A 22780-nucleotide genomic window follows, 5' to 3' on the forward strand; every position below is an offset into this window, starting at 1 on the left:
CGCTCAGCCCCGCAGCTCGCCGTGCTCGACGCAGACCGCCGCCCAACCCACCGGCAGCACCTGCACCTTCATCCGCCGTCGGCAGTGCGCGCAGAACCGGGGCGGCTCCAGCTCGCGGGCCGCCCGGCACGCCGGGTGGCCCCCGGCGTCCGCCGGCTCCCCGCACCGGTCGCACCACACCCGCGTCGTGGTCATCGGCGTCGGCGTCACAGCGTCGCGGAGAGGGCCTTGACCGGCATCTTCAGGTCGTCCAGCAGCGCCAGGTCGTCGGTCGCCGGCCGGCCCAGCGTGGTCAGGTAGTTGCCGACGATGACCGCGTTGATGCCGCCGAGCAGGCCCTCCCGGGTGCCCAGGTCGCCGAGAGTGAGCTCCCGGCCGCCCGCGTACCGCAGGATGGTGCGCGGCATGGCCAGCCGGAACGCGGCGATGGCGCGCAGCGCGTCCTTGCCCTCGACCACCGGACGGTCGCCCAGCGGGGTGCCCGGGCGCGGGTTGAGGAAGTTCAGCGGGACCTCGTGCGGGTCCAGCGCGGCGAGCTGCGCGGCGAACTCCGCGCGCTGCTCCACCGTCTCGCCGAGGCCGAGGATGCCGCCGCAGCAGACCTCCATGCCGGACTCGCGGACCATCCTCAGCGTCTCCCACCGCTCCTCCCAGGAGTGGGTGGTGACGACGTTCGGGAAGTAGGAGCGGCAGGTCTCCAGGTTGTGGTTGTAGCGGTGCACGCCCATGTCGACCAGCTCGTCGACCTGCTCCTGGCTCAGCATGCCGAGCGACGCGGCGACCTGGATGTCGACCTCGGCCCGGATCGCGGCGACGCCCTCGCGCAGCTGCTTCATCAGCCGGGCGTCGGGGCCGCGCACGGCGGCCACGATGCAGAACTCGGTCGCCCCGGTCGCCGCGGTCTGCTTCGCCGCCTTCACCAGGGAGGGGATGTCCAGCAGGACCGAGCGGACCGGCGAGGTGAACAGCCCGGACTGCGAGCAGAAGTGGCAGTCCTCCGGGCAGCCGCCGGTCTTCAGCGAGACGATGCCCTCGACCTCGACCTCCGGCCCGCACCAGCGCATCCGCACCTCGTGCGCGAGCTGGAGGGCGGCGGGGAGGTGCTCGTCGGTCAGGTTCAGCACGGCGAGGACACCGGCCTCGTCGAGGCCGACGCCGTTCTCCAGCACCTGCTCTCGGGCCTGGTCGAGGATCTCTGGCATGGCTCGTACCCTACAAGGCCCTCCGGGCCCGGAGAAGCGCCCGACCACGCCCAGGTGGTTCCCGACCACCCCCTGCCCGCTCCCGTGCGACCCCGCCCGGGACCACCGGCGGTCCCGCGTGCCGGGGCCGCGCCACGCCGGGCGGCGGGCCCCGGGTGGTAGCTTCGCCCGGGCGTAGGCGGCCGTGGCGGACGGCCGGGATCGGCGGACGTGGGGAGCGTGGCGTGGCGGACTGGCTGGCGGTGCTGCACCGCCGTGCCGAGCTGCGGGCAAAGGCGGGACTGACCCGTCGGCTGCGCCCCCGGGCCGCCGGCGACGCCCTGGTCGACCTCGCCGGCAACGACTACCTCGGCCTGGCCACCCACCCCGAGGTCACCGCCGCGGCCGGGCGGGCCCTCGCGGCGTACGGGCTGGGCGCGACCGGCTCCCGGCTGGTACGCGGGTCCACCGACGTGCACCACGGGCTGGAGGCCGCCCTCGCGGACTGGCTCGGCACCGACGGCAGCCTGGTCTTCTCCTCCGGTTACCTGGCCAACCTCGGCGCGGTCCGGGCGCTGGCGCAGCCGCGTACCCTGCTCGTCTCGGACGCCCACAACCACGCCTCGCTGATCGACGGCTGCCGGATCTCCGGCGCGGAGACCGTGGTCACCCCGCACGCCGACCCGGCGGCGGTGGCCGCCGCGCTGGCCGCCGCGCCCGGCCGCCCGGCCGTGGTGGTCACCGAGTCGGTCTTCTCCGTCGACGGCGACCTCGCCCCGCTGGCGGAGCTGCACGCCGTGGCCCGCCGGCACGGCGCCCTGCTGCTGGTCGACGACGCGCACGCGCTCGGCGTCACGGGCCCGGCCGGCGCGGGCGGGGTGGCCGCCGCCGGGCTGGCCGGCGAGCCGGACGTGGTGGTCACCGCGACCCTGTCCAAGGCGCTGGGCGGCGCGGGGGGCGTGGTCGCCGGGCCGGCCGAGTTCGTCCGGCACCTGGTGGAGACCGGCCGGACCTTCATCTTCGACACCGCCCTGCCGCCGGCCGTGGCCGCCGGGGTCCGCGCCGCGCTGGACCTGGCCCGCGCCGGCGACGACCTGCGCGCCGAGCTGGCCGAGCGGGCCGCGGAGACCGTACGCCGGCTGCGCGCCGCCGGGCTGACCGTCTCCGCGCCGGACGCCGCCGTGGTGTCGGTGACGGCCCCGGGCCCGGAGGCGGCGACCGCCTGGGCCGCCGGCTGCGCCGACCGGGGGGTGGCCGTCGGCTGCTTCCGCCCGCCGTCCACCCCGGACAGCCGGTCCCGGCTGCGGCTGACGATCAGCGCCGGGGTGCCCCGGGCGGACTTCGAACGGGCCCTCGACGTGATCGTGGAGTGTGCCCCGTGACCGGGTGGAGGTGACGTCGTGAGCGGGGCGTGGACCGGGCCGGTGCTGGTCACCGGCACCGACACCGAGGTCGGCAAGACGGTGGTGACCGCGGCGGTTACGGCCGCCGCGCAGGCTGCCGGCCTGCGGGTCGCCGTGGTCAAGCCCGGGCAGACGGGTACGGCCACCGGCGACCCGGGCGACGTCGACTCGGTGACCCGGCTGGCCGCCCCGCTCACCGGCCGGACCCTGGCCAGCTACCCCGACCCGCTCGCCCCGCTCGCCGCCGCCCGGGTGGCGCGGCTGGCGCCGCTGGAGCTGTACGACGTAGTCGACGCCGTCCGTGAGGAGGCCGACAAGCACGACCTGGTGCTGATCGAGGGGGCCGGCGGGCTGCTCGTACCGATGGGGCTGCGTCCCTCGGGGGAGCCCTGGACGGTGGCCGACCTGGCGGTGGCGCTCGGTGCCCCCGCCGTGGTGGTTGCCCGCGCCGGGCTGGGCACCCTCAACCACACCGCGCTGACCCTCGAGGCGCTCCAGCGGCGCGCGGTGCCGGCCGGAGTGGTGATCGGCGCCTGGCCGGCGACGCCGGAGCTGGTGCACTGGGCGAACCTGACCGACCTGGTGCCCAACCTGTTCGGCGCGCTTCCTGCGGGCGCCGGGGCGATGGACCCGGGGGTGTTCCGCCGGTCCGCCCCGGGCTGGCTCACCCCGGCGCTGTACGGGGTGCTCGACGACTGGCGCGCCTGGGCCGAGGACAGCGGCTGACCACCGGCCCGGCGGGCGGCCACGGCCCGGCGGGCGGCCACGGCCCGGCGGGCGGCCACGGCCCGGCGGGCGGCCACGGCCCGGCGGGCGGCCCGCTGACTTTCGTCGGTGTCCGGGCCCGACCAGCGTCGGTAGCCTGGCCGCCATGCGGTGGGGGCGGTGGGAACGGTGGCGTGGCGGCGTCCGGGGCGGGCGGCGCGGGTTCCTGCGGGACGGGCTGCTCTGGGCGGTGGTAGCGGCGCCGATCGGCTTCGCCCGGCTCACTCCGCCGTACGAAACGGACACCGTCCCGCTCGGGCTCGGCACCCTGCTGCTGCTCGCCGTCGCCGTCCGGCTGGGCCACCGTCGGCCGCTGCCCGCGTTGGTGCTGGTCGTGCTCGGTTCCCTGCTCGACGGCAACTTCGTCTTCGCCATCCCCGTGTTCAGCTACCTGGCCGGACGGCGCAGCCCCGGGACGACCCCCGCCGCGGCGGTGTTCGGGGTGATCGCCGCCGGGGGCACCATCCTGAACGTGGGACTGCTCGGCACCGGTGCCGCCACCTGGTTCCTGCTCGCCTCGGTGCTGGTCTTCGCCGGGGTGTTCCCGTGGCTGGTCGGCCGGTACCGGCGGCAGCAGCGGGAGCTGGGGGTGGCGGGGGACCGGCACGCCGAGGCGGTGGCCCGGGAGCGGCGCGGTGCGGCCGAGCGGATCCGGCTGCGGGAGCGGGCCCGGATCGCCCAGGAGATGCACGACTCCCTCGGCCACGAGCTGAGCCTGATCGCGCTGCGCGCCGCCGCCCTCGAACTCGCCGACGACCTGCCGCCCCGGCACCGGACGGCTGCCGGGGAACTGCGTGCCAGCGTCGCCGGTGCCACCGAGCGGCTGCACGAGATCATCGGAGTGCTGCGGGAGGAGGGCACCGGCGCGGCGTCCACCCTGCCGGCCGGGGAGAGCGTCGCGGAGTTGGTCGACCGGGCCCGGGAGGCGGGGATGGCGGTGCGGCTGGACGGCGATCCCCTCGACCTGCCCGCGATGGCCGGGCACGCGGCGCACCGGGTGGTCCGGGAGGCGTTGACCAACGCCGCCCGGTACGCCCCCGGCGCACCGGTCACCGTCACCCTGGCCCGCCTCGGCGGCCGGGTCGAGGTCGGCGTGGCCAACGCCCCGCCGCCGGCCGGCCCGCTGCCCGGCCCGCCGTCCAGCGGCTCGGGCCTGCTCGCCCTCCGGGAGCGGGTACGCCTGGCCGGCGGCACGCTGACCGCAGGCCCGGGGGCGGCGGGCGGCTTCACCGTGCTGGCCCGCCTCCCACTCGCGCCCACCCCGCCGCTCGATTCCCCACCGGCACAGCCGGTCGGACAGCCGGCGGAGGGACAGCCGGTCGAGGGGCGGCCGGCGGAGGCGGAGCGGCGGCTGCGCGAGGCCCGTCGCCGGGTCCGGCGGAGCCTGGTCGCGGCGCTCGGCGCCCCGGTGGTCCTCGGGCTGGTGCTGACCCTGGTCTACTACCCGTTCGCCACGGCGGGCGCGGTCCTCGACGCCGTGGCTTTCGACCGGCTGCCGCTGGGCGCTGCCCGGCAGGAGTTGACCGGCCTGCCGCGCCGCCAGGCGGAGCCGCCGGCCGGGGCACGCCCCGGCTGCGAGTACTACACCGACGGCAACTTCCCGCTCGCGCAGGCCACCTGGCGGCTCTGCTTCTCGGACGGGCGACTCGTGGGCAAGGAGCGGATCGACTGATGACGGACCGATGGGACGACGCGCCGGAGGAAGCCCGGCCGGTGCGGGTTGTGCTGGCCGACGACGAGGCGATGATCCGGGCCGGGGTCCGGGCGATCCTCGGCGCGGACCCCGGCATCGAGGTGGTCGGCGAGGCCGGCGACGGCGCGGCGGCCGTCGAGCTGGTCCGGGCGCACCGGCCGGACGTGGCGCTGCTGGACATCAGGATGCCCCGCCTGGACGGGCTGGCCGCCGCCGCCGAGATCCGCCGGCTGGCGCCGGGCACGGCCACGGTCATGCTCACCACCTTCGGCGAGGACGACCACGTGGCCCGGGCGCTCGGGCACGGCGCGAGCGGCTTCCTGCTCAAGGCCGGCGACCCGCGGGAGCTGATCGCCGGGGTGCGGGCGGTGGCCGGCGGCGGGGCGTACCTGTCGCCGCGGATCGCCCGGCGGGTGATCGAACTGAACGGGGCCCGGATGGCCCGCCGCCCGGCGGCCCGGGACCGCACCGCCGGGCTGACCGACCGGGAGCGGGAGGTGCTCGCACTGGTCGGCGCGGGCCTGTCCAACGCCGAGATCGCCCGCCGCCTGCACCTCGTCGAGGGCACCGTGAAGAGCTATCTGACCAGCATCTTCACCCGCCTGGAGGTGCGTAACCGGGTGCAGGCGGCGATCCTCGCCCACGAGGCGGGCCTCGTCGGGACGTGATCCTCAGGCGTCGCGGTGGCGCAGGGCGGCCCGGCCGGCGGCCAGCGCGGCGGCGGCCCAGCCCGCGAGCAGCAGCAGCCCCACCACCGGCGGGTACGGGTCGGCGTCCCCGGCGAGGAAGTGTCCCCCGGCGACGCCCGGGAAGCCGTCGGCGATCCGGGTCAGCACGGCGATGCCCGGCTCCTGGAGCGACAGTGGCACGATCATCAGCACCGCGATCAGGACGATCACCGTCAGCACCGCGCTGCGCAGCACCGCGCCGAGGCCGAGCGCCAGCACCCCGACCAGCGCCAGGTAGCCCGCCGACGCCAGCACGTCGCGGACCGTGCCGCCGAGCGGGGCGTCACCCCACTCGCCGAGCACCGCGCCGGCGACCAGCGCGCCGACCCCGCCGAGCAGCAGCCCCGACCCGAAGGTCACCGCCCCGCTCACCGCGGCCTTCGCCAGCAGTACGCGACCGCGCGACGGTGTGCAGCGCAGGGTGGTCCGCAGCGTGCCGGCGCCGAACTCGGCGGTGACCGCGAGCAGGCCGATGGCCAGCACGGCGTACTGGGTGAGTTCCAGGGAATCGATGACGACGCTGCCGAGGGTGACCATCCCCCGGTCGTCGGCCGGGTCGTCGTTGGTGTTGGCGTTGGCGGCGTAGATGGCGAGCTGGCCGGCGGCGGCGGCCGTCAGCAGCACCGCCGACAGCAGCGTCCACCAGGTGGATCGCACCGACCACAGCTTGGTCCACTCGGCGGCGACCGCCCCGGCGAACGGGCCGACGGTCGGTGCGGTGCGGGTGGCGGGCTGCGCGTTCATCGGGCCTCGATCCGGTGGTGGGTGGTGGGGGAGCCGGCCGGGGTGGCGGCGTACTCGACGCTGCCGTCGGTGAGCGCCATGAATGCCTGCTCCAGCGACGCGGCCACCGGGGTCAGCTCGTGCAGGGCCACCCCCAGCTCGTACGCGAGGTCGCCGACCCGGTCGGCGGTCAGCCCGGTGACGGTCAGCCCGTGCGGTCCGTCGGCCTCGACGACGCCTCCGTCGCCGGCCAGCCGCCGGGCCAGCGCCGTCAGGCCGGCCGGCTGCGGGCCGCGTACCCGCACCGAGGCGGCGGCGGAGCCGCCCGCGATCACCTCGGCGGTGGGGGCGTCGGCGATGAGCCGGCCCCGGCCGATCACCACGAGGTGGTCGGCGGTCTGCTGCATCTCGCTCATCAGGTGGCTGGAGACCAGCACCGTCCGGCCCTGCGTGGCGAGCGAGCGGGTGAGCTGCCGGATCCAGCGCACCCCGTCCGGGTCGAGACCGTTGACCGGCTCGTCGAACAGCAGGACCGGCGGGTCGCCGAGCAGCGCCCCGGCGATGCCGAGTCGCTGACCCATGCCGAGGGAGAGGGTCCGGCCGGGCTTCGCGGCGGCCCGGTCGTCCAGGCCGACCAGGGCCAGCACCTCGTCGACCCGGCGGCGGCCGATGCCGTTGCTGCGCGCGGTGGCCAGCAGGTGGGCACGCCCGGGCCGGGCGGGGTGGATCGCCCCGGCGTCCAGCAGCGCGCCGACGGTGTGCAGCGGGTGCCGCAGCTCCCGGTACGGCCGGCCGTCGATCAGGGCGCGGCCGGCGGTGGGCCGGTCCAGACCGAGGATCATCCGCATGGTGGTGGACTTGCCCGCGCCGTTCGGGCCGAGGAACCCGGTGACCCGGCCGGGTGCGATGTCGACGGTCAGGTCGTCGACGGCGGTCGTGGGGCCGAACCGTTTGGTCAGGCCACGTAGTGTGATCATGGATCGACGGTAGGGATCCGGGCGGCCCGCCCGCTGCTGCCGATCGGCGACGACCCACCCCCACCTTCGTCAGGTCCGCCGCGCCGGCTTCCGGTCGTCCGCCGGCCAGCCCGGCCCGCCGGTGGGGCGGCTCGCGGGGGCGGTCAGGGGCGGGCGACCACGAAGGCGTCCGGCATCCGGAAGGTCAGGTTGTCCGGGTACCAGGGCGGGCGGACCACGCGCACCCCGTCGAGCAGCGGCGCGGCCTCGGCGACCACCACGGCGGCCTCCAGCCGGGCCAACTGGGCGCCGACGCAGCGGTGCGCCCCCGCCCCGAATGCCAGGTGCCGGCGGGAGCCGCGCTGCCCCGGGCGGAACTCGTCCGGGGCCGGCACCACGTCCGGGTCCCGGCCGGCGCGGGCCAGCCAGAGCACCATGCCGGTTCCCGCCGGCACCGTCGTCCCGCCCAGCGTGGCGTCCACGGCGGCCACCCGCCGCCAGGTGACGATGGGCGGCTCCAGCCGCAGCCCTTCCTCGACCACGTCGGCGACCGCGACGCTGCCGTCGCGCAGCCCGGCGCGCACCGCCGGCTCGCCGGTCAGCCGGTGCAGCAGCAGGGTGAGGAACTGCGAGGTGGTCTCCTGGCCGGCGACCAGCAGGAAGAACAACGCCCCGACGACCACGTCGGGCGGGTGCCCGGCGGCCCGCAGCCGGGCGGCGAGGCCGCCCCCGGTGGCGGCGAACCCCCGCAGCACGGTGTGGAAGCGGCCCACCTCGGCGGCGAGCGCCAGCTGCCGCGCCTCGTCGAGCGGGGCCCAGAACAGCTCCAGCGCCGCGCGGGCGAACTCCTTCACCGCGCCGACCGGGGCGTCCGGCAGCTCGACCAGCCGGGCCAGCACCAACAGCGGCAGGTCCGCGGCGAGGTCGGCGTACAGGTCGACCGGTACGCCCCCGTCGAGCGCCGCGCGCAGCCGGACCACCCGCTCGCGGACCAGCCCGGTCAGCCAGGGCCGCTGCGCGGCGACCCGGGTCGGGTGCAGTGCGTCGGCGACGATGCCGCGGATCTCCGGGTGGCTCGCCCCGCCGTTGTTCGCCAGGGTCGGCGGCAGTCTGAACCGGTGCTCGGCGAGCACCCGCAGGGCGGCCACCGGCAGCGGGGTGACCGCGTCCAGGGCGTTGTCGGGCCGGAAGGTCACCGGGTCGGCGAGCACCTGCCGGACCAGCGCGTGCCGGGTCACCACCAGGTGTACGACGCCGACGTGGTCGACGACCGTCGCCACGTCCGGCCACCGCCCGCCGACGGCGTCCCCCCACCCCCGGAACAGCACGGCGTCAACCTAGCGGGCGGCCCCCGGCGGCGCCGGGTCCAGCTCCCACACGGTGGTGTGCTTCACCCGTACGCTCTCCAGCGCCTCCGGCACCGGCACGTCGTAGGCGGCCAGCTCGCGGAACCGCTCCCGGGGCAGGAACGCCCGGCCCGGGTCGCCGACCAGCACCAGGGCGCCGGCCCGGGCGGCCCGGAGCAGGAAGCGCAGCATCCGCCGGGCCATCGCCTCGCTGTAGAAGACATCCCCGGCGAGCACCACCTCGGCGTCGGCGGCGTCGCCGTCGAGGATGTCGCCCAGCTCGGCGTCGACGCGTACCCCGTTGGCCCTGGCGTTGAGGGCGACCGCGGCCACTGCGCGCTCGTCGACCTCGACTGCGCGCACGGCCGTCGCGCCGGCGCGGGCGGCGGCGATGGCGACCAGGCCGGAGCCGGACGCGAGGTCGAGCACCCGGCGGCCGGCGACCAGCTCGGGGTGGTCGGTGACATACCGGGCGAGTCCCTGCCCGCCGGCCCAGGCGAACGCCCAGAACGGCGGCGGCTGGGAGCTGCGGAACTCGCCCTCGGTGAGCTCCCACAGCCCGATCGGCTCGTCGGCCTGGTGCAGGAGGACCTCGGGGACGAAGGTCACCGGGGCGAGCCGCGCGTGCAGCTTCACGAAGGCTGTGGAGAGTTCGGACACACGCCGATTCTCCCCGGCCGGCCCGGCCGCCGCCGGTCGGGGCCGGCCGCCGCCCGTGCTCGACGGCCGCCCGTCGACGTGGGAGCACCGATCGGACCAACATAGCTACAGACGTCGATTTTACAAAAGCTCATCTCTTGTAAAAGAGGGTGCCCCGTGCCACAGTCGGGGCGTACCCGGGAGATCGGAGGTCGGCGATGGCCGCGCGTGCCGAATCGACAGTCCCGCCCGCAGCGCCAGCCCTCCCCGGCGCCTGGCGCGACCCGCGCAGGCCGCTCTGGCCGCTCGCGCTGATGGTGCCGGCGCTGCCCTTCCTGGCCTGGTTGGCCTGGCGAGGTGGGGCGGGATCGTGGGCCTGGTGGCTCACCCCGGTGGCGGTCTTCGGCGTGATCCCCGTGGTCGACCTGCTGATCGGCGACGACCGGCGCAACCCGCCGGAGGAGGCGGTGCCGGCCCTGGCCCGGGACGGCTACTACCGTTGGCTCACCTACCTCTACCTTCCCGCCCAGTACGGCGGCCTGGTCCTCGGCTGCGCGCTCTGGGTCTCGGGCGACCTGCACCCGTTCGGCGCGGCCGGGCTGGTCGCCACCCTCGGCGTGGTCGACGGCATCGCCATCAACACCGCCCACGAGTTGGGTCACAAGCGGGAGTGGCTGGAGCGCTGGCTGTCCAAGGTGGCCCTCGCCCCGACCGGGTACGGGCACTTCTACGTCGAGCACAACCGGGGCCACCACGTCCGGGTCGCCACCCCGCCGGACCCGGCCAGCTCCCGGCTCGGGGAGAGCTTCTACGCGTTCTGGCCGCGTACCGTCTGGGGCGGCCTGCGGTCGGCCTGGCGGCTGGAGACGGCCCGGTTCCGCATCCGGGGCCGCAGCCCGTGGACGTACCGCAACGACATCCTCAACGCCTGGGCGATGACCGTCGTCCTGTTCGTCGTCCTGGTCGCCGCGTTCGGGTCGGGCGTACTGCCCTTCCTGCTGCTTCAGGGCGTCCTCGGGTTCTCTCTGCTGGAGGTGGTCAACTACCTGGAGCACTACGGCCTGGCTCGGCAGCACACCCGGGCCGGCCGGTACGAGAAGGTCGATCCCCGGCACAGCTGGAACAGCGACCGGACGGTCACCAACGTCTTCCTCTTCCAGCTCCAGCGGCACAGCGACCACCACGCCAACCCGCTGCGCCGCTACCAGACGCTGCGCAGCTTCAGCTCCTCGCCGCAGCTTCCCGCCGGGTACGCCACCATGATCGTCGCCGCCCTGGTGCCGCCCGTGTGGCGGCGGGTGATGGACCACCGGGTGCTCGCCCACTACGGCGGCGAACTGGATCTGGCCAACGTCCACCCACCGGCCGGGGCCCGGCTGCGGAAACGCCTGGGCCAGCAGGCCCCCGGTGCCCCTGGTGCCCCTGGTGCCCCTGGTGCCCCTGGTGCCCCCGGTGCCCCCGGCGCCCCCGGCGCTCCTGGCACCCCCGCGTCCACGCCTAGCCCCCGCTGACCGCCCGCGTCGTGCCGTCCGGGCGGGCTTGCGCCGGTCGGTCGGTCCTCTCGTCGGCAGTCAGCCCATGGCTGCCACGGGCTGCGGGGTGGTCAGCCCACGGCCGTCGGGGCTGCGGTGTGCGGTCGGCGCCGGCCATCAGGCCGGTCAGCCCACGCCGTCGGGCTGTGGTTGGGGCTGTCCGGCCCGGCGGGAACGCTCCTGCGCCGGGGCGGACCAGTCGAGCTGGGCCGGGTCCAGCCCCAGCTCGCGGGCGGTTGCCAGCCGGATCCACTCGGCGAACTGGCGGCGGGAGATCACCCGTTCGTGGACCGCGAACTGAACGGCGAGGCCGTCCATCACCGCGTTGATCCGCCAGGCTGCGCCGGCCGGGTCGGCGCACTCGAAGGTGCCCTCGCGCACCCCGTCGCTGATCACCGCCGCGAGATCCTCCCGCCAGCGCAGGTCCAGCCGGCGGGAGAGCTTTTCCAGCTCCGGGGCACGCAGGGACTCCGACCAGCCGTCGATCCACATCGGCCAGGAGGTCGACCGTCCGGTCGGGGTGTAGAGCTTGAGCATCCTGCGGAGTTTGGCCAGGGGGGAGCCGGACGACCGGACCACGGCGTCGAGCCGGGCGAGGTCCTGTTCCACCGCGTACTCGAAGGCCTGGGCGAGGAGCCGTTCCTTGGTGGCGAAGTGGTAGAAGACCAGCGCCTGGCTGACCCCGGCGGCCTGCGCCACGTCGGCCGTGCGGGTGTTGGCCAGCCCTCGTTCCGTGATCACGTCACAGGCCGTGCGCAACAGGGCATCCAGGCGGATCTCGGCGGCACGTCTCGTCACGCCGCTACCGTAACCTATCCGTTCGTGCACAAACAGTTACCGCTGCGGCTGATTCACACCAAGAGAGTCGGAAGACGGACAGTTTTTCCCTCTTGCCAGGCATGCCCCAAGTGCTCCTATCCAGGTTCCTAGGAAGCCTACGCGCCGGGCTCCCCGTCTCGCACGCCCGCGCACCGCTCCTTGAGCCCGGTCGAGACCACTGATTCAGGGAATCAGTGGTCTCGACGACCTGCTAGACCACTAATTCCCTGAATTCGCGTGGTCTTGCGCGGGGGAGCTTGTGCGGGGGAGGGGGCTCGCTCGCTGGGTCGGGGGGCTCTGGCGGCGGTCGGGTCGGGGCTGCGGGACGCGCGCGGGACGCGCCGGGGACGCCCCGAGTTGGCAACCGTTCCCGGACTCGGCTAAAGTTCTCATCCGTCACCGGTTAACGCCGGAGACAAGCGGACGTAGCGCAGCTGGTAGCGCATCACCTTGCCAAGGTGAGGGTCGCGGGTTCGAATCCCGTCGTCCGCTCGGAGCTGCCGCCATGCATGTCGGGGGCAACCTCGGTGGTGGAGTGGCCGAGAGGCGAGGCAACGGCCTGCAAAGCCGTCTACACGGGTTCAAATCCCGTCTCCACCTCGGCAAGTTGACGAGGGCGATTGGCGCAGTGGGAGCGCGCTTCCTTGACACGGAAGAGGTCACTGGTTCAAACCCAGTATCGCCCACCAGTAGTTGACAGGCTGAGCGACCCGTTACCGGAGTTCCGGTAACGGGTCGACTGCTGTCCGGGCCGTTTACGCGAGGCGCGGCCAAGGGATCGTGTTACGCGAGGCGCGGCCAAGGGATCGTGGCCACCGCCCTGGAGCGATCGCCTCCGTCAGCCGGTCGTTCCACGGGCGGCGTCGGCGGTGGTGGCTAGGGCGCTGTTCCGCTCCGGGTGCGCTTCCTGGCCGCGACGGTTGTCGCCTGCCCACTGTCGCCCGGCTGGGCCCTGCCTGGCGGAAGGCGCTCGTGGGGAGTGGTCCCCGACGGCGTGCAGGCCGTCCGTGGGGAGCCGTTCGACGACGTCGGCGAACGCGTTTCAGGGCACGCGTTTCAGGTGTTCAGCCGGATACCGGCAGCGGTTGAACGGCTGCTGCGGATAACGGTTCCATATAGCTGGCGATGTGCCGCAGTGTGCCGCGATATTCAACTGGCGGCATCGCGGAGCCGCGATGCGGGGTAGCAACTCGCGCGTCACGGAGGTCTGCGATGCATGACGGCAACATGAGCGCGTCAGGTGGCCGGACCGTGGACCTGCTCCGTGCGCGCCCGCCCCTGCGTCGAACACTGGTCAGCGGGCTGGCCGCGACGATGGCGTTGGTCATCCTGGTGAGCGGGACGGGGGATCTGCCCCAGCCGGTCGAAGGCCAGAATGCGATGTCGAGTACGGGGGCCGAGTCGGCCCGGGGCGAGGGTGACGCCGCCGCACCGCAGCAGCGGTGGGACGGGCCGTCGAAGACTGCCGCGGCCGCCGCGCAGCAGCAGGTGAACCGGAAGATCCCCGCCTCCCAACGATCGCGCTATCCGCAGCACTCGTTGGCGCAGCAGCCGACCGCCCCGGCCAACACCGCCTCGCTGGGGCAGCCACCGAAGGTGCCGGCGCGTGGCTACCAGCCGACCAGCAGCCGGGAGTTGGCGCAGCAGCGCGATGCCTACCAGCAGGTGTACGCCAACACCGACGGCTCCCAGACCACCGTGTTCTCCACCGCGCCGATCAACTACCGGACCCCCGGGGGCGGTTGGGCGCCGATCGACCCGAAGCTGACCGCCGACACCGCTTCGGGCTGGCGCAACGCGGCCGACGCGGTGGGTGTTCGGCTCGCCGCACGGGCCGACGCCCCGGCCCTGGCCCGCTTCGCCCTCCCCGACGGCAAGTCCGTGTCGTACGGGTTGGCCGGCGCCGCGCCGGTGCCCGGACGGGCCGACGGGGCGCTGGTCGTCTACCGCGGGGTGCTGCCCGAGGTGGACCTGGAACTGGAGTCGCGCCCCGGGGCGCTGAAGGAGACCCTGGTACTGCGCTCCGTGGACGCGCCGCGGGTGTACGACTTCCCGCTGCGCCTCGAAGGGCTCACCGCGGCGGTGCACGACAACTCGGTGCGGCTCTCCGACGCCGCCGGCACGGTGCGGGCCGTCTTCCCGCCGGGCTACGTCATCGATGCCGCACCCGTTCCGGTGACCTCGACGGCCGTCAGGTACCAGCTGCTCGGCATCGGCGGCAGGCCGACGCTGCGGGTCTCGGTCGACGACGGGTGGCTGCGCGACCAGGCCCGGGTCTACCCGGTGCGGCTGGACCCGACGGTGGAGCTGCCGGTCGCGGCAGGCACCGCCGACTCGGCCATGTACGTGCACGGCTCCAGCTCCGCCGCGGGCGGCACCGAGCTGCGGGTCGGCACGGTGAGCGGGACCAACGCCGCGTCGTACATCAAGTTCGGCGGCCTGGTGGACCGGCTGCGCTACCACACGATCTTCGGCGCGCAGCTGCAGGTGGTGAACTACGACTCCGACTCCTGCCAGGCGCGGGAGGTGACCGTGCACCCGGTGACGGCCGGGTGGTCGGCGGGCAGCGGCTACTCCTATCCCGGCCCGGCTGTCGGCGCGGCGTTGGCCGGCGAGTCGTTCGCGCACGGCTATGTCGCGTTCGGCCAGAATCAGTCGGCCTGCCCGGCTGCGGCCGAGGCGTTCGACCTTGGCGGTGCCGGGGCCGCCCTGGTGCAGCGTTGGGTCAACGGGGAACAGGCCAACAACGGCCTGTCGCTGCGTGCCTCGGCCGATCCGCTCAGCGGGAAGCGGTTCACCGGCAACGGAACGGCGAACCCGCCGAGGCTGTACGTGACGCACAGTCCGTACAACGCCTCGTACCAGATCCCGAAGCCGGTGCCCAACCCGCCGGTGCTGCAGAACCAGGCCGGCCGGGTCGCCGTGACGGTGACCAACCTCAGCGCCGAGGCGTGGCCGGTGGGCAGCTACTACCTGGCCTACCGCGCCTACAATGCGCAAACCGGCGCGGCGGTCTCCCAGCAGCGCGCGGCCAACCTGACCGCCCCGGTGGCCCGTGGCGCCAGGGTGACCCTCGACGCGACCATCAAGGCCATGCCGCCGGGCAGGTACTTCCTCGACTTCACCATGGTGCGCACCGGCGGCGTGGTCTTCACCGACCACCAGGTGCCGCCCGCCCGGATGGTGCTCGAGGTCATCGACATCCCGCCGGTCGTGCAGGAGCTCTACCCGCCGAACGGGTATTCCGCACCGACCCTGTCCCCGCAGCTGTGGGCGCGCGCGGTGGACATCGACGCGCCCCCGGGACTGTCGCTCACCTACAAGTTCGAGGTGTGTGAGCAGACGGCGTCCGGCGGCACCACCGGCTGCTTCGACTCCGGCTTCCAGGCCAAGACCGCCTGGACGGTGCCGGCCGGCCGGCTGTACTGGACCAAGACCTACCAGTGGCGGGTGATAGTCAAGGACGGCGGCAACGAGGTGTCGTCGCCGCGCTCCACGCTGCTCACCTCCGTGCCGCAGCCGGAGATCACCTCGCGGATCGCGGGCGCGACGACCGCGGCGCGCGACCGTGAGTTCGACGCGCAGACCGGCAACGTCTCCACCACCGCGGTGGATGCCACGGTCACCACGGTCGGTCCCGAGCTGAATCTGGTCCGCACCTACAACAGCCTCGACCCGCGGCGCGACGGCGCGTTCGGGGCCGGCTGGTCGACCCGCTACGACATGCGCCTCGTCGCCGACGCGGACGGCTCCGGCAACGTGCTGGTCACCTACCCGGACGGCCAGCAGGTGCGCTTCGGCAAGAACCCGGACGGCACCTTCGCCGCACCGTCCGGCCGTACCGCGTCGCTGACCTGGAACGGCACCGTCTGGACGCTGGTGGACAAGGCGAAGATGGCCTACCAGTTCTCCGCCGCCGGCCGACTGACGAAGATCACCGATGCCGCTCTGCGGTCGATCGTGTTGACCTACAGCACCACCGACGGGAAGCTGGCCCGGGCCCGGGTCTCCAACAGCCAGACCAACACCGCCGGCCGGTCGTTGGTCTTCACCTGGTCCGGTGCGCACGTGGTCAGCGTCGCCGCGGACCCGGTCAACGGCACGGCGCCGACCTGGACCTACACCTACAGTGGTGACCTGCTCACCTCGGTCTGCGCCCCGGGCAACGTCTGCACCCAGTACGGCCACGCCGCCGGTTCGCACTACCGCACCGGGATGCTGGACGCGAAGCCGGAGTCGTACTGGCGTCTGGGCGAGGCGCAGGGCGCCGCCGCCGGCAGCGAGGTCGCGGTCAACCTCGGCAAGGACGCGGGCGCCTACACGGGCGTCACCCTCGGCACGGCCGGCGCGCTGACCGGCACCGGCAACACCGCGGCCAGCTTCAACGGCACCTCCTCCGTGGTCGAGCTGCCCAAGGGCGCGGTGAAGAAGCCCCGTGACGGCGCGGTCGAGCTCTGGTTCAAGAACAGCGTCACCGGCAGCGGCGGCCCGCTGCTGGGCTACCAGGACAAGGCGCTCGGCGCCGAGTCCACCACCGGGGTGCCGGCGCTCTACGTGGGCACCGACGGCCGGCTTCGCGGCCAGTTCGGCGGCCCCACGATCGCGCCGCTGGCCTCGACCGCCGTCGTCAACGACGGGCGCTGGCACCACGTCGTGCTGTCGGCGATGGGGGGCGTGCAGACGCTCTACCTCGACGGCGCCAAGGTGGCCGAGCGCACCGGCGCGACGGTCGAGCACTCGCTGCTCACCTTCAACCAGCTCGGCGCGGCGTACGCGACCTCGCCGGCCTCCTGGCCGGCCTGGGGCGCGACGGCGCGACGGTACTTCACCGGCGCGATCGACGAGGTGGCCGTCTACTCCCACCCGCTGGGCCAGGCGGCGGTCGCCGCGCACTACCAGTACGCCGCCGGCGCGAACCAGTTGACCACGGTGACCCTGCCCAGCGGCAAGATCGCGGCGCAGTTCACGTACGACACCGCGGCCGACCGGGCCACCAAGCACACCGACCGGCACGGCGGCACCTGGACCATCGGCGCCCCGCTGGTGTACGGCGGCGCCACCGACCTGCGCCGCAGCGTGCAGGTGCTGGACCCGGCCAACCGGCCGCACCTGTACGAGTACGACGCGCTCACCGGGCAACTGCTGCGCTCGGGCACCCCGCTCGGTCTGGAGACCCGCGAGGAGGACCGGCCCTCCTCGCCCACACCGTCACCGTCACCGCCGCCGACCGAGGTGTGCTCCACCCCCGACCCGGGCGACCCGGCGTTCTGCACGATCATCCCGGGTGACGCGGGCGGGCCGGTGTTCGTGCGGCACCCGCTGGAAGGGATGGCGATCCGCACGTTCGAGTACGACGATCGCGGCAACCAGAGCGTGGTCACGAACGAGAACGGCGACGCCGTACGGATGACCTACGACGAGCGCGGCAACGTCACGTCCAAGCGGACCTGCCGTACCACCAGCGTCTGCGACACCAGCTACACGACCTATCCGGCGACCGTGACCGACCCGCTCGACCCGCGTAACGACCGGCCGACCGAGTCGCGGGACGGACGCTCGGCCAGCGCCACCGACAACACCTACCGCACCACCTACACCCACACCCCGGCCGGTGAGCTGGCGACGCAGGTCAACCCGGACGGCAGCACGGTCAGCCACACCTACACCACCGGCGGCGAGGCCGCGTACGGCGGCGGCAACGTGCCGGCCGGTCTGCTGCTGAGCAGCACCGACGCGCGCGGCAAGGTCACTCGCTACGCCTACTACCAGAACGGCGACCTGTACCGGGCCACGCAGCCGTCGGGCGCGGTCACCAGCTACACCTACGACGCGCTCGGTCGCACGCTCACCACCACGGAGACCTCGAACGCCTACCCGGCCGGGGTGGTCACCAGCTCCACCTACGACGCGCTGTCGCGGCTGGTCGGCACCACCGGGCCGGTCACGACCGACAAGGTGACCGGTCAGGCGCACCAGAAGCGCTCGACGACCGCCTACGACGTGGACGGCAACGTGACACGCGTCGACGTCGACGACGTGCGCGGTGACGACGAGACCCGCACCACCACGTGGGAGTACGACCAGCACAACCGGCCGATCAAGGTCACGGACGCGGAGGGCAACGAGACCGTCAAGAACTACGACCGGTTCGGCAACGAGACCATGGTCGTGGACGCCAACGGCAACCGGTACGACTACGCCTACACCGCGCGCAACGCGTTGGCCGAGGTCCGGCTGCGGGCGTACACCGGTGACGGGGGCCCCAGCACCGGCGACTACCTGGTGCTGCACACCTACTCGTACGACTACGCCGGGCGGATGGTCAGCGACACCGACGCGATGGGTCGGCGGCTGGAGTACCAGTACCAGGGCGACGACCAGCTGCACCGGATCGTGATGAAGAACTTCCGCGACCCCGACGGCGCCAAGCGTGACTACGTCGTGGAGGAGAACACGTACGACGGCGCCGGCAATCTCACCCGGCAGGCCGCGGCCAACGGCACCTCGGTCACCCAGCAGACGTTCACGCGGGCGGGCCAGGTCGCCAGTGTCGTGGTCAACCCCGGTGGCGCCGCGTTGACCACGTCGTACACGTACGACGCGATGGGCAACGCCACCCGGATGACGCGCACCGGCCGGGCGTCCAACGTGCCGTGGACCATGTCCACCGCCCCCGAGCAGGTCGACTACGCCTACGACGACAGCGGCAACCCGATCCGCCAGACGGTCACCGCCGGCTCGGTCGCCCGGGTCACCACCAACGCCTTCGACCAGCGTGGCCTGCTGACCGCCAGCACCGACCCGGCCGGGCGGATCACCAGCTACGAGTACGACGAGCTGGGCCGCCAGGTCAGGGCGACCGTTCCGGCGGTGGCCGCCGAGGAGAACGGCGGCGCGCCGGCCACGGTCACGCCGACCACGGTCACCGGCTACAACACCTTCGACGAGACGGTGCACCTGGCCGACGCCAGGGGCAACGTCAGCAAGTTTGCCTACAACCGGGTGGGCCGCCAGGTCGGCCAGGCCGCCCCGACGTACTGGCCGCCGGCGGGGGTGAGCTCGCTGCAACCGACCACGACGGCCCGCTACGACGCCGCGGGCAACGTGGTCGAGACCGTCGACGCTCGGGGCAACGCCACCCGATACGCCTACGACCAGCTCGGACGGCTGGTCAGCCGGGACGAGCCGACCGGCGTCACGGATCGGGCCGTGACCCGGTACAGCTACACCCGCACCGGCCAGATGCTGTCGGCGACCGGCCCCACCGGCAACCGGACCGAGGCGACCTACGACGACCTCGACCGGCAGCTCACCACGACGGTGCTGGAGCGGTACCCCACCGCCCGCACCCTCACCACGCGGTACCGCTACGACGACGCCGGCAACGTCACGTCGATGGTGTCGCCGGGCGGCGCAACCACCTCCAACGTGTACGACCCGCTCGGTCAGCTCACCCGCGTGGTCGACCCGGCCGGGGTGGCCACCAGCTACGGGTACGACTACGCCGGCCGGCAGGTGCGGGTCAGCGACGGGCTGGGCCGCACCGAGCGGGTCGACTACGACCCGCTGGGGCTGATCACCGCCGAGTCCGACGTGGCGCCGGACGGTTCGGTCCTGCGTACCCAGACCTACGGCTACGACGCCGTGGGCAACATGACCTCTTCGACCAGCCCTGGCGGCGTGACCACGACCTACGAGTACGACGCGCTCGACCGCCCGACCCGGCAGGTGGAGCCCGTCACCGCCACCACCTCGATCACCACCAGCTTCGGCTACGACGCGGCCGGCAACCGCACCCGCTACACCGACGGGCGCGGCAACCGCACCATCTCCACCTACAACAGTTGGGGGATGTTGGAGTCGCAGATCGAACCGGCCACCACCGCGCACCCCAACGCGACCGACCGCACCTGGACGGTGGCGTACGACATCGCCGGGCAGCCGGGCAAGATCACCGCGCCCGGCGGGGTGACCCGGATCCGCAGCTACGACGCGGCGGGCCGGTTGACCGGTGAGACCGGCAGCGGCGCCGGCACCCCGGAGCGCACCCTCGGCTACGACCTGACCGGCCGGCTGACCCGGGCCACCGCGCCGGTCGGCACCGACACGTTCAGTTACGACGACCGCGGCAACCTGCTCAACTCCACCGGCCGGGCCGGCACCGCCAGCTTCGGCTACGACGCCGACGGTCAGCTGACCAGCCGGGCCGACGCCTCCGGGACGGCCGCCTACACCTACAACCGGGGCCGGCTCACCGCGATCCGCGACGGCATCGCCGGGGTGACCCAGAGCTACACCTACGACAGCGCCGGGCAGCTGACCGGCATCGACTACGGCTCCGGCCGCACCCGCGCCTTCGCGTACGACAACCTGGCGCGCGTCACCAGCGACGTCACCCGCAACTCGGCCGGGCAGTCGGTCAGCTCGGTCGGCTACACCTACAACCTCGAGGACAAGCTGGTCGGCAAGAAGACGACCGGGACGGTCGGGGCGGGTAACCACACCTACGCCTACGACCTGGCCGGGCGTCTGGTCTCGTGGACCGGCCCGCAGGGCACCGTGGCATACGCCTGGGACGCCTCCGGTAACCGGACCCGGGCCGGGGCGAAGACCGCCACGTACGACGAGCGCAACCGCCTGCTGTCCGACTCGGACTACACGTACAGGTACACCGCGCGTGGCACGCTCGCCTCGCGGACCAGTTCCGGCCTGACCGAGTCGTACGCGTTCGACGCGTTCGACCGGCTCACCGCCGCCGGCACGGTGGGTTACACGTACGACGCGTTGGACCGGGTGGCGACTCGCGGCGGGGTCTCGTTCGGTTACGCGGGCACGGCCGACGACGTCGTCACCGACGGCACCGGCCGCTACTCCCGCGGGCCGGCCGGTGAGGTCGTCGCCGTCGGAACCGGTGCCGAGGAGTTGCTGGCCGTCACCGACGGGCACGGCGACGTGGTGGCCGGCATCGACCCGGCCGACACCGCCCTGACCGACGTCACCGACTCGACGGCGTACGACCCCTTCGGTGAGGTCGTCGCCACCGAGGGCGACACGGGCGACCTGGGCTTCCAGGGCGACTGGACCGACCCGACCACCGGGCAGGTCGACATGGGCGCGCGCTGGTACGAGCCGGGCACCGGCGCGTTCGTCTCCCGCGACACGGTCGACTACCGCAGCGGCGACGCGATCCTGGCCAACCGGTACACCTACGCGGCGGGCGATCCGCTGGCCAACGTCGACCCGGATGGGCGCTGGCCGTCCTGCGGTTGGTGCAAGTCGGTGATCAACAAGGTCAAGAAGACTGCCTCCAAGGCCTGGTCCGGGGTGAAGAGGGCGGCCCGTTCCGTCTGGTCCGGGGTGAAGAGGGTGGCCAGCGCCGTCTGGTCCGGGGTGAAATCCGTGGCCAGTTGGGTCGGCTCGGCGATCAAGCGGGCGGCCAATGCGATCTCCAGCGCGGCGAAGGCCATCTACCACAAGGCCCGCGCCGTCGTCGGCTGGGTCAGCGGGAAGATCAGATCCGCGGCCACCTGGGTGGGCGGCAAGGTGTCCCGCGCGATCAAGTCGGTGAGCAAGGCCACCGCCGGCGCGGTGAACTGGGCGAGGCAGAAGGCCGCACAGGCGCGGCAGGCGATCTACGTGGCGAAGCAGAGAATCACGGAGACCGCGCGACGGGCCATCGAGTACGTGGCCCGGCACAACCCGATCAGGGCTGTCGCCGCCGTGCTCAAGCCGGTGATTTCCGCCATCAAGACGGTGGTGTCGGCCGCGGCGCACATCCCGGCGGCGGTGGTCGCCACCGTCCGGGACGTCGTTGCCGACACGGTCCAGGCCACCAAGGTCATCTACCAGGCGGCTGTCCAGGCGGCCGGCGTGGTCGTCGAGACGGTGTCCAAGGCGGCCGAGGCGGTGGCGGACTTCGCCCAGGCGGCGGCGCCGTACGTGCAGAGCGCACTGAGCGTGGTCGCCGAAGCTGTCGGCGTCACCGACCTGGTCAACTGCGTGACCAAGGGCGACCTTGAGGCGTGTGCCTGGACCGTGGCGACGGTCGCCGGCTACGCCCTCGGTGGCGTCGGCGGCGGCGCGGTGCGCGCGGCGCGGGTGGGGAGCCTGGCAGTCAGGCACGCCGACGAGATCGCCGACGTCGCCCGGGGCGGGTCAAAGCTGAGGGACGCCAAGCACACCATGGACAACGTCTCCGACGTGGCCTCCTGCGCCACCGGCAACAGCTTCAGCGGCGAGACCCTGGTCCGGATGGCCGATGGCTCGACCAAGCCGATCAGCAAGGTCAAGGTGGGCGAGAAGGTGCTCGCCGCCGACCCCACGACCGGCCGTACCGGAGCCTTCGCGGTCAACGCCGTCATCGTCGGCGAGGGCGAGAAGGAGCTCGTCGAGGTCAAGGTGGACACCGACGGCGAGGCGGGCACGGCGAGCGGCACGGTCACCGCGACGCAGGGCCACCCGTTCTGGTCGCCGCAGGGCCGGCGCTGGGTGGAGGCCGGTGACCTGGCCCCCGGCGACCAGTTGCAGACGTCCACCGGCGGCACGGCGACCGCGCTGGCCACCAGGGAGTGGACCGAACGGAAGCGGGTGTACAACCTCTCCGTCGACACGCTGCACACGTTCTTCGTGATCGTCGGCGGCCTGGACATGTTGGTGCACAACACCGACCCCGCCTGCCCGGTCCACGGCCCGACCAACCTGTCCGGTTTGCTCGACAAGGCACCCAGCCCGTGCACCTGCCCGGGGGGCAGGGGCGACATCGTGAACGACGGCACCGACATCATCGGCGGCACCCTGGAGCGTCGGGAGCGGTTCAACAACGCGATCGACACGGTGGAATCGGCTCAGGGCGTCGGCGACAACTTCATCCCCGGCGAGACAGTCCTCGACCCTCTCCTCTCCGTGAGCCTCAGCGTCGGCGCACTCGGTCACACGGGACGGCTGGTCATCAAGACGATCGCCAGCCGGAGACCCCGGTGATGTCGCGTATCGCCC

The 22780-nt window shown here is 73.7% G+C and carries 13 protein-coding genes and 3 tRNA genes; 9 read left to right on the forward strand and 7 right to left on the reverse strand.

Annotated elements, in window-relative coordinates:
* Positions 1 to 3 precede the first annotated feature (3 nt).
* Both bsaP and bioB read right to left on the reverse strand, forming a co-directional pair.
* Positions 4 to 195: a biotin synthase auxiliary protein BsaP gene (gene bsaP / locus ABT023_RS15245; RefSeq protein ID WP_350885700.1), complete on the reverse strand. Its 192-nt coding sequence runs from the start codon at positions 193 to 195 to the stop codon at positions 4 to 6.
* An 11-nt stretch (positions 196 to 206) separates the two neighbouring features.
* Positions 207 to 1202: a biotin synthase BioB gene (gene bioB / locus ABT023_RS15250; RefSeq protein ID WP_350885702.1), complete on the reverse strand. Its 996-nt coding sequence runs from the start codon at positions 1200 to 1202 to the stop codon at positions 207 to 209.
* A 224-nt stretch (positions 1203 to 1426) separates the two neighbouring features.
* On the opposite strand from bioB, the gene ABT023_RS15255 reads away from it, so the two are divergent.
* From ABT023_RS15255 to ABT023_RS15270, 4 genes are all read left to right on the forward strand, one after another.
* Entirely contained in the window at positions 1427 to 2563 is a 1137-nt protein-coding gene (locus tag ABT023_RS15255) for an 8-amino-7-oxononanoate synthase (RefSeq protein ID WP_350885704.1), read from the forward strand.
* Positions 2564 to 2605: 42 nt separating this feature from the next.
* The gene (gene bioD / locus ABT023_RS15260; RefSeq protein WP_350885796.1) at positions 2606 to 3310 is read left to right on the forward strand and encodes a dethiobiotin synthase; all 705 of its coding nucleotides are present in this window, start codon (positions 2606 to 2608) and stop codon (positions 3308 to 3310) included.
* A gap of 145 nt (positions 3311 to 3455) precedes the next feature.
* Positions 3456 to 5021 (forward strand): sensor histidine kinase, encoded by a 1566-nt coding sequence (locus ABT023_RS15265; protein WP_350885706.1) that lies wholly within the window; start codon positions 3456 to 3458, stop codon positions 5019 to 5021.
* Complete coding sequence (locus ABT023_RS15270) at positions 5021 to 5710, forward strand: response regulator transcription factor (protein WP_350885708.1); 690 nt, start codon at positions 5021 to 5023, stop codon at positions 5708 to 5710. The genes ABT023_RS15265 and ABT023_RS15270 overlap by 1 nt, the downstream gene beginning before the upstream one ends.
* Positions 5711 to 5713: 3 nt before the next feature.
* Here ABT023_RS15270 and ABT023_RS15275 read toward each other — a convergent pair whose 3' ends face one another.
* From ABT023_RS15275 to ABT023_RS15290, 4 genes are all read right to left on the reverse strand, one after another.
* Positions 5714 to 6514, reverse strand: coding sequence for an ABC transporter permease subunit (locus ABT023_RS15275; protein WP_350885710.1), 801 nt, complete (start codon positions 6512 to 6514; stop codon positions 5714 to 5716).
* Positions 6511 to 7470, reverse strand: coding sequence for an ABC transporter ATP-binding protein (locus ABT023_RS15280; protein WP_350885712.1), 960 nt, complete (start codon positions 7468 to 7470; stop codon positions 6511 to 6513). Before ABT023_RS15280 ends, ABT023_RS15275 begins: the two co-directional genes overlap by 4 nt.
* Before the next feature lie 143 nt (positions 7471 to 7613).
* The gene (locus ABT023_RS15285) at positions 7614 to 8777 is read right to left on the reverse strand and encodes a cytochrome P450 (RefSeq protein ID WP_502890681.1); all 1164 of its coding nucleotides are present in this window, start codon (positions 8775 to 8777) and stop codon (positions 7614 to 7616) included.
* Positions 8778 to 8786: 9 nt separating this feature from the next.
* A complete protein-coding gene (locus ABT023_RS15290) occupies positions 8787 to 9455 on the reverse strand; it encodes a class I SAM-dependent methyltransferase (protein ID WP_350885714.1) in 669 nt (222 codons plus the stop codon).
* 197 nt (positions 9456 to 9652) lie between these two features.
* Between ABT023_RS15290 and ABT023_RS15295 the strand changes: the two genes are divergently transcribed.
* The gene (locus ABT023_RS15295) at positions 9653 to 10945 is read left to right on the forward strand and encodes an alkane 1-monooxygenase (protein WP_350885715.1); all 1293 of its coding nucleotides are present in this window, start codon (positions 9653 to 9655) and stop codon (positions 10943 to 10945) included.
* A gap of 147 nt (positions 10946 to 11092) precedes the next feature.
* On the opposite strand, the gene ABT023_RS15300 is transcribed toward ABT023_RS15295, so the two are convergent.
* Positions 11093 to 11764: a TetR/AcrR family transcriptional regulator gene (locus ABT023_RS15300; RefSeq protein WP_350885717.1), complete on the reverse strand. Its 672-nt coding sequence runs from the start codon at positions 11762 to 11764 to the stop codon at positions 11093 to 11095.
* A 440-nt stretch (positions 11765 to 12204) separates the two neighbouring features.
* Here ABT023_RS15300 and ABT023_RS15305 point away from each other — a divergent pair.
* From ABT023_RS15305 to ABT023_RS15320, 4 genes are all read left to right on the forward strand, one after another.
* Positions 12205 to 12277, forward strand: a tRNA-Gly gene (locus tag ABT023_RS15305).
* A gap of 37 nt (positions 12278 to 12314) precedes the next feature.
* Positions 12315 to 12385, forward strand: a tRNA-Cys gene (locus ABT023_RS15310).
* 14 nt (positions 12386 to 12399) lie between these two features.
* Positions 12400 to 12474 (forward strand) — tRNA-Val (locus tag ABT023_RS15315).
* Positions 12475 to 12997: 523 nt separating this feature from the next.
* Entirely contained in the window at positions 12998 to 22765 is a 9768-nt protein-coding gene (locus ABT023_RS15320; RefSeq protein WP_350885719.1) for an RHS repeat-associated core domain-containing protein, read from the forward strand.
* Positions 22766 to 22780: the final 15 nt, after the last annotated feature.

This window comes from Micromonospora sp. NPDC002296 (genome assembly GCF_040296145.1).
GTDB lineage: Bacteria > Actinomycetota > Actinomycetes > Mycobacteriales > Micromonosporaceae > Micromonospora.

Coding starts and splice junctions, on each gene's coding strand:
- ABT023_RS15280 (WP_350885712.1), bottom strand. CDS start 7,470: ATGATCACACTACGTGGCCTGACCAAACGGTTCGGCCCCACGACCGCC.
- ABT023_RS15265 (WP_350885706.1), top strand. CDS start 3,456: ATGCGGTGGGGGCGGTGGGAACGGTGGCGTGGCGGCGTCCGGGGCGGG.
- ABT023_RS15275 (WP_350885710.1), bottom strand. CDS start 6,514: ATGAACGCGCAGCCCGCCACCCGCACCGCACCGACCGTCGGCCCGTTC.
- bsaP (WP_350885700.1), bottom strand. CDS start 195: ATGACCACGACGCGGGTGTGGTGCGACCGGTGCGGGGAGCCGGCGGAC.
- bioB (WP_350885702.1), bottom strand. CDS start 1,202: ATGCCAGAGATCCTCGACCAGGCCCGAGAGCAGGTGCTGGAGAACGGC.
- ABT023_RS15320 (WP_350885719.1), top strand. CDS start 12,998: ATGCATGACGGCAACATGAGCGCGTCAGGTGGCCGGACCGTGGACCTG.
- ABT023_RS15295 (WP_350885715.1), top strand. CDS start 9,653: ATGGCCGCGCGTGCCGAATCGACAGTCCCGCCCGCAGCGCCAGCCCTC.
- ABT023_RS15270 (WP_350885708.1), top strand. CDS start 5,021: ATGACGGACCGATGGGACGACGCGCCGGAGGAAGCCCGGCCGGTGCGG.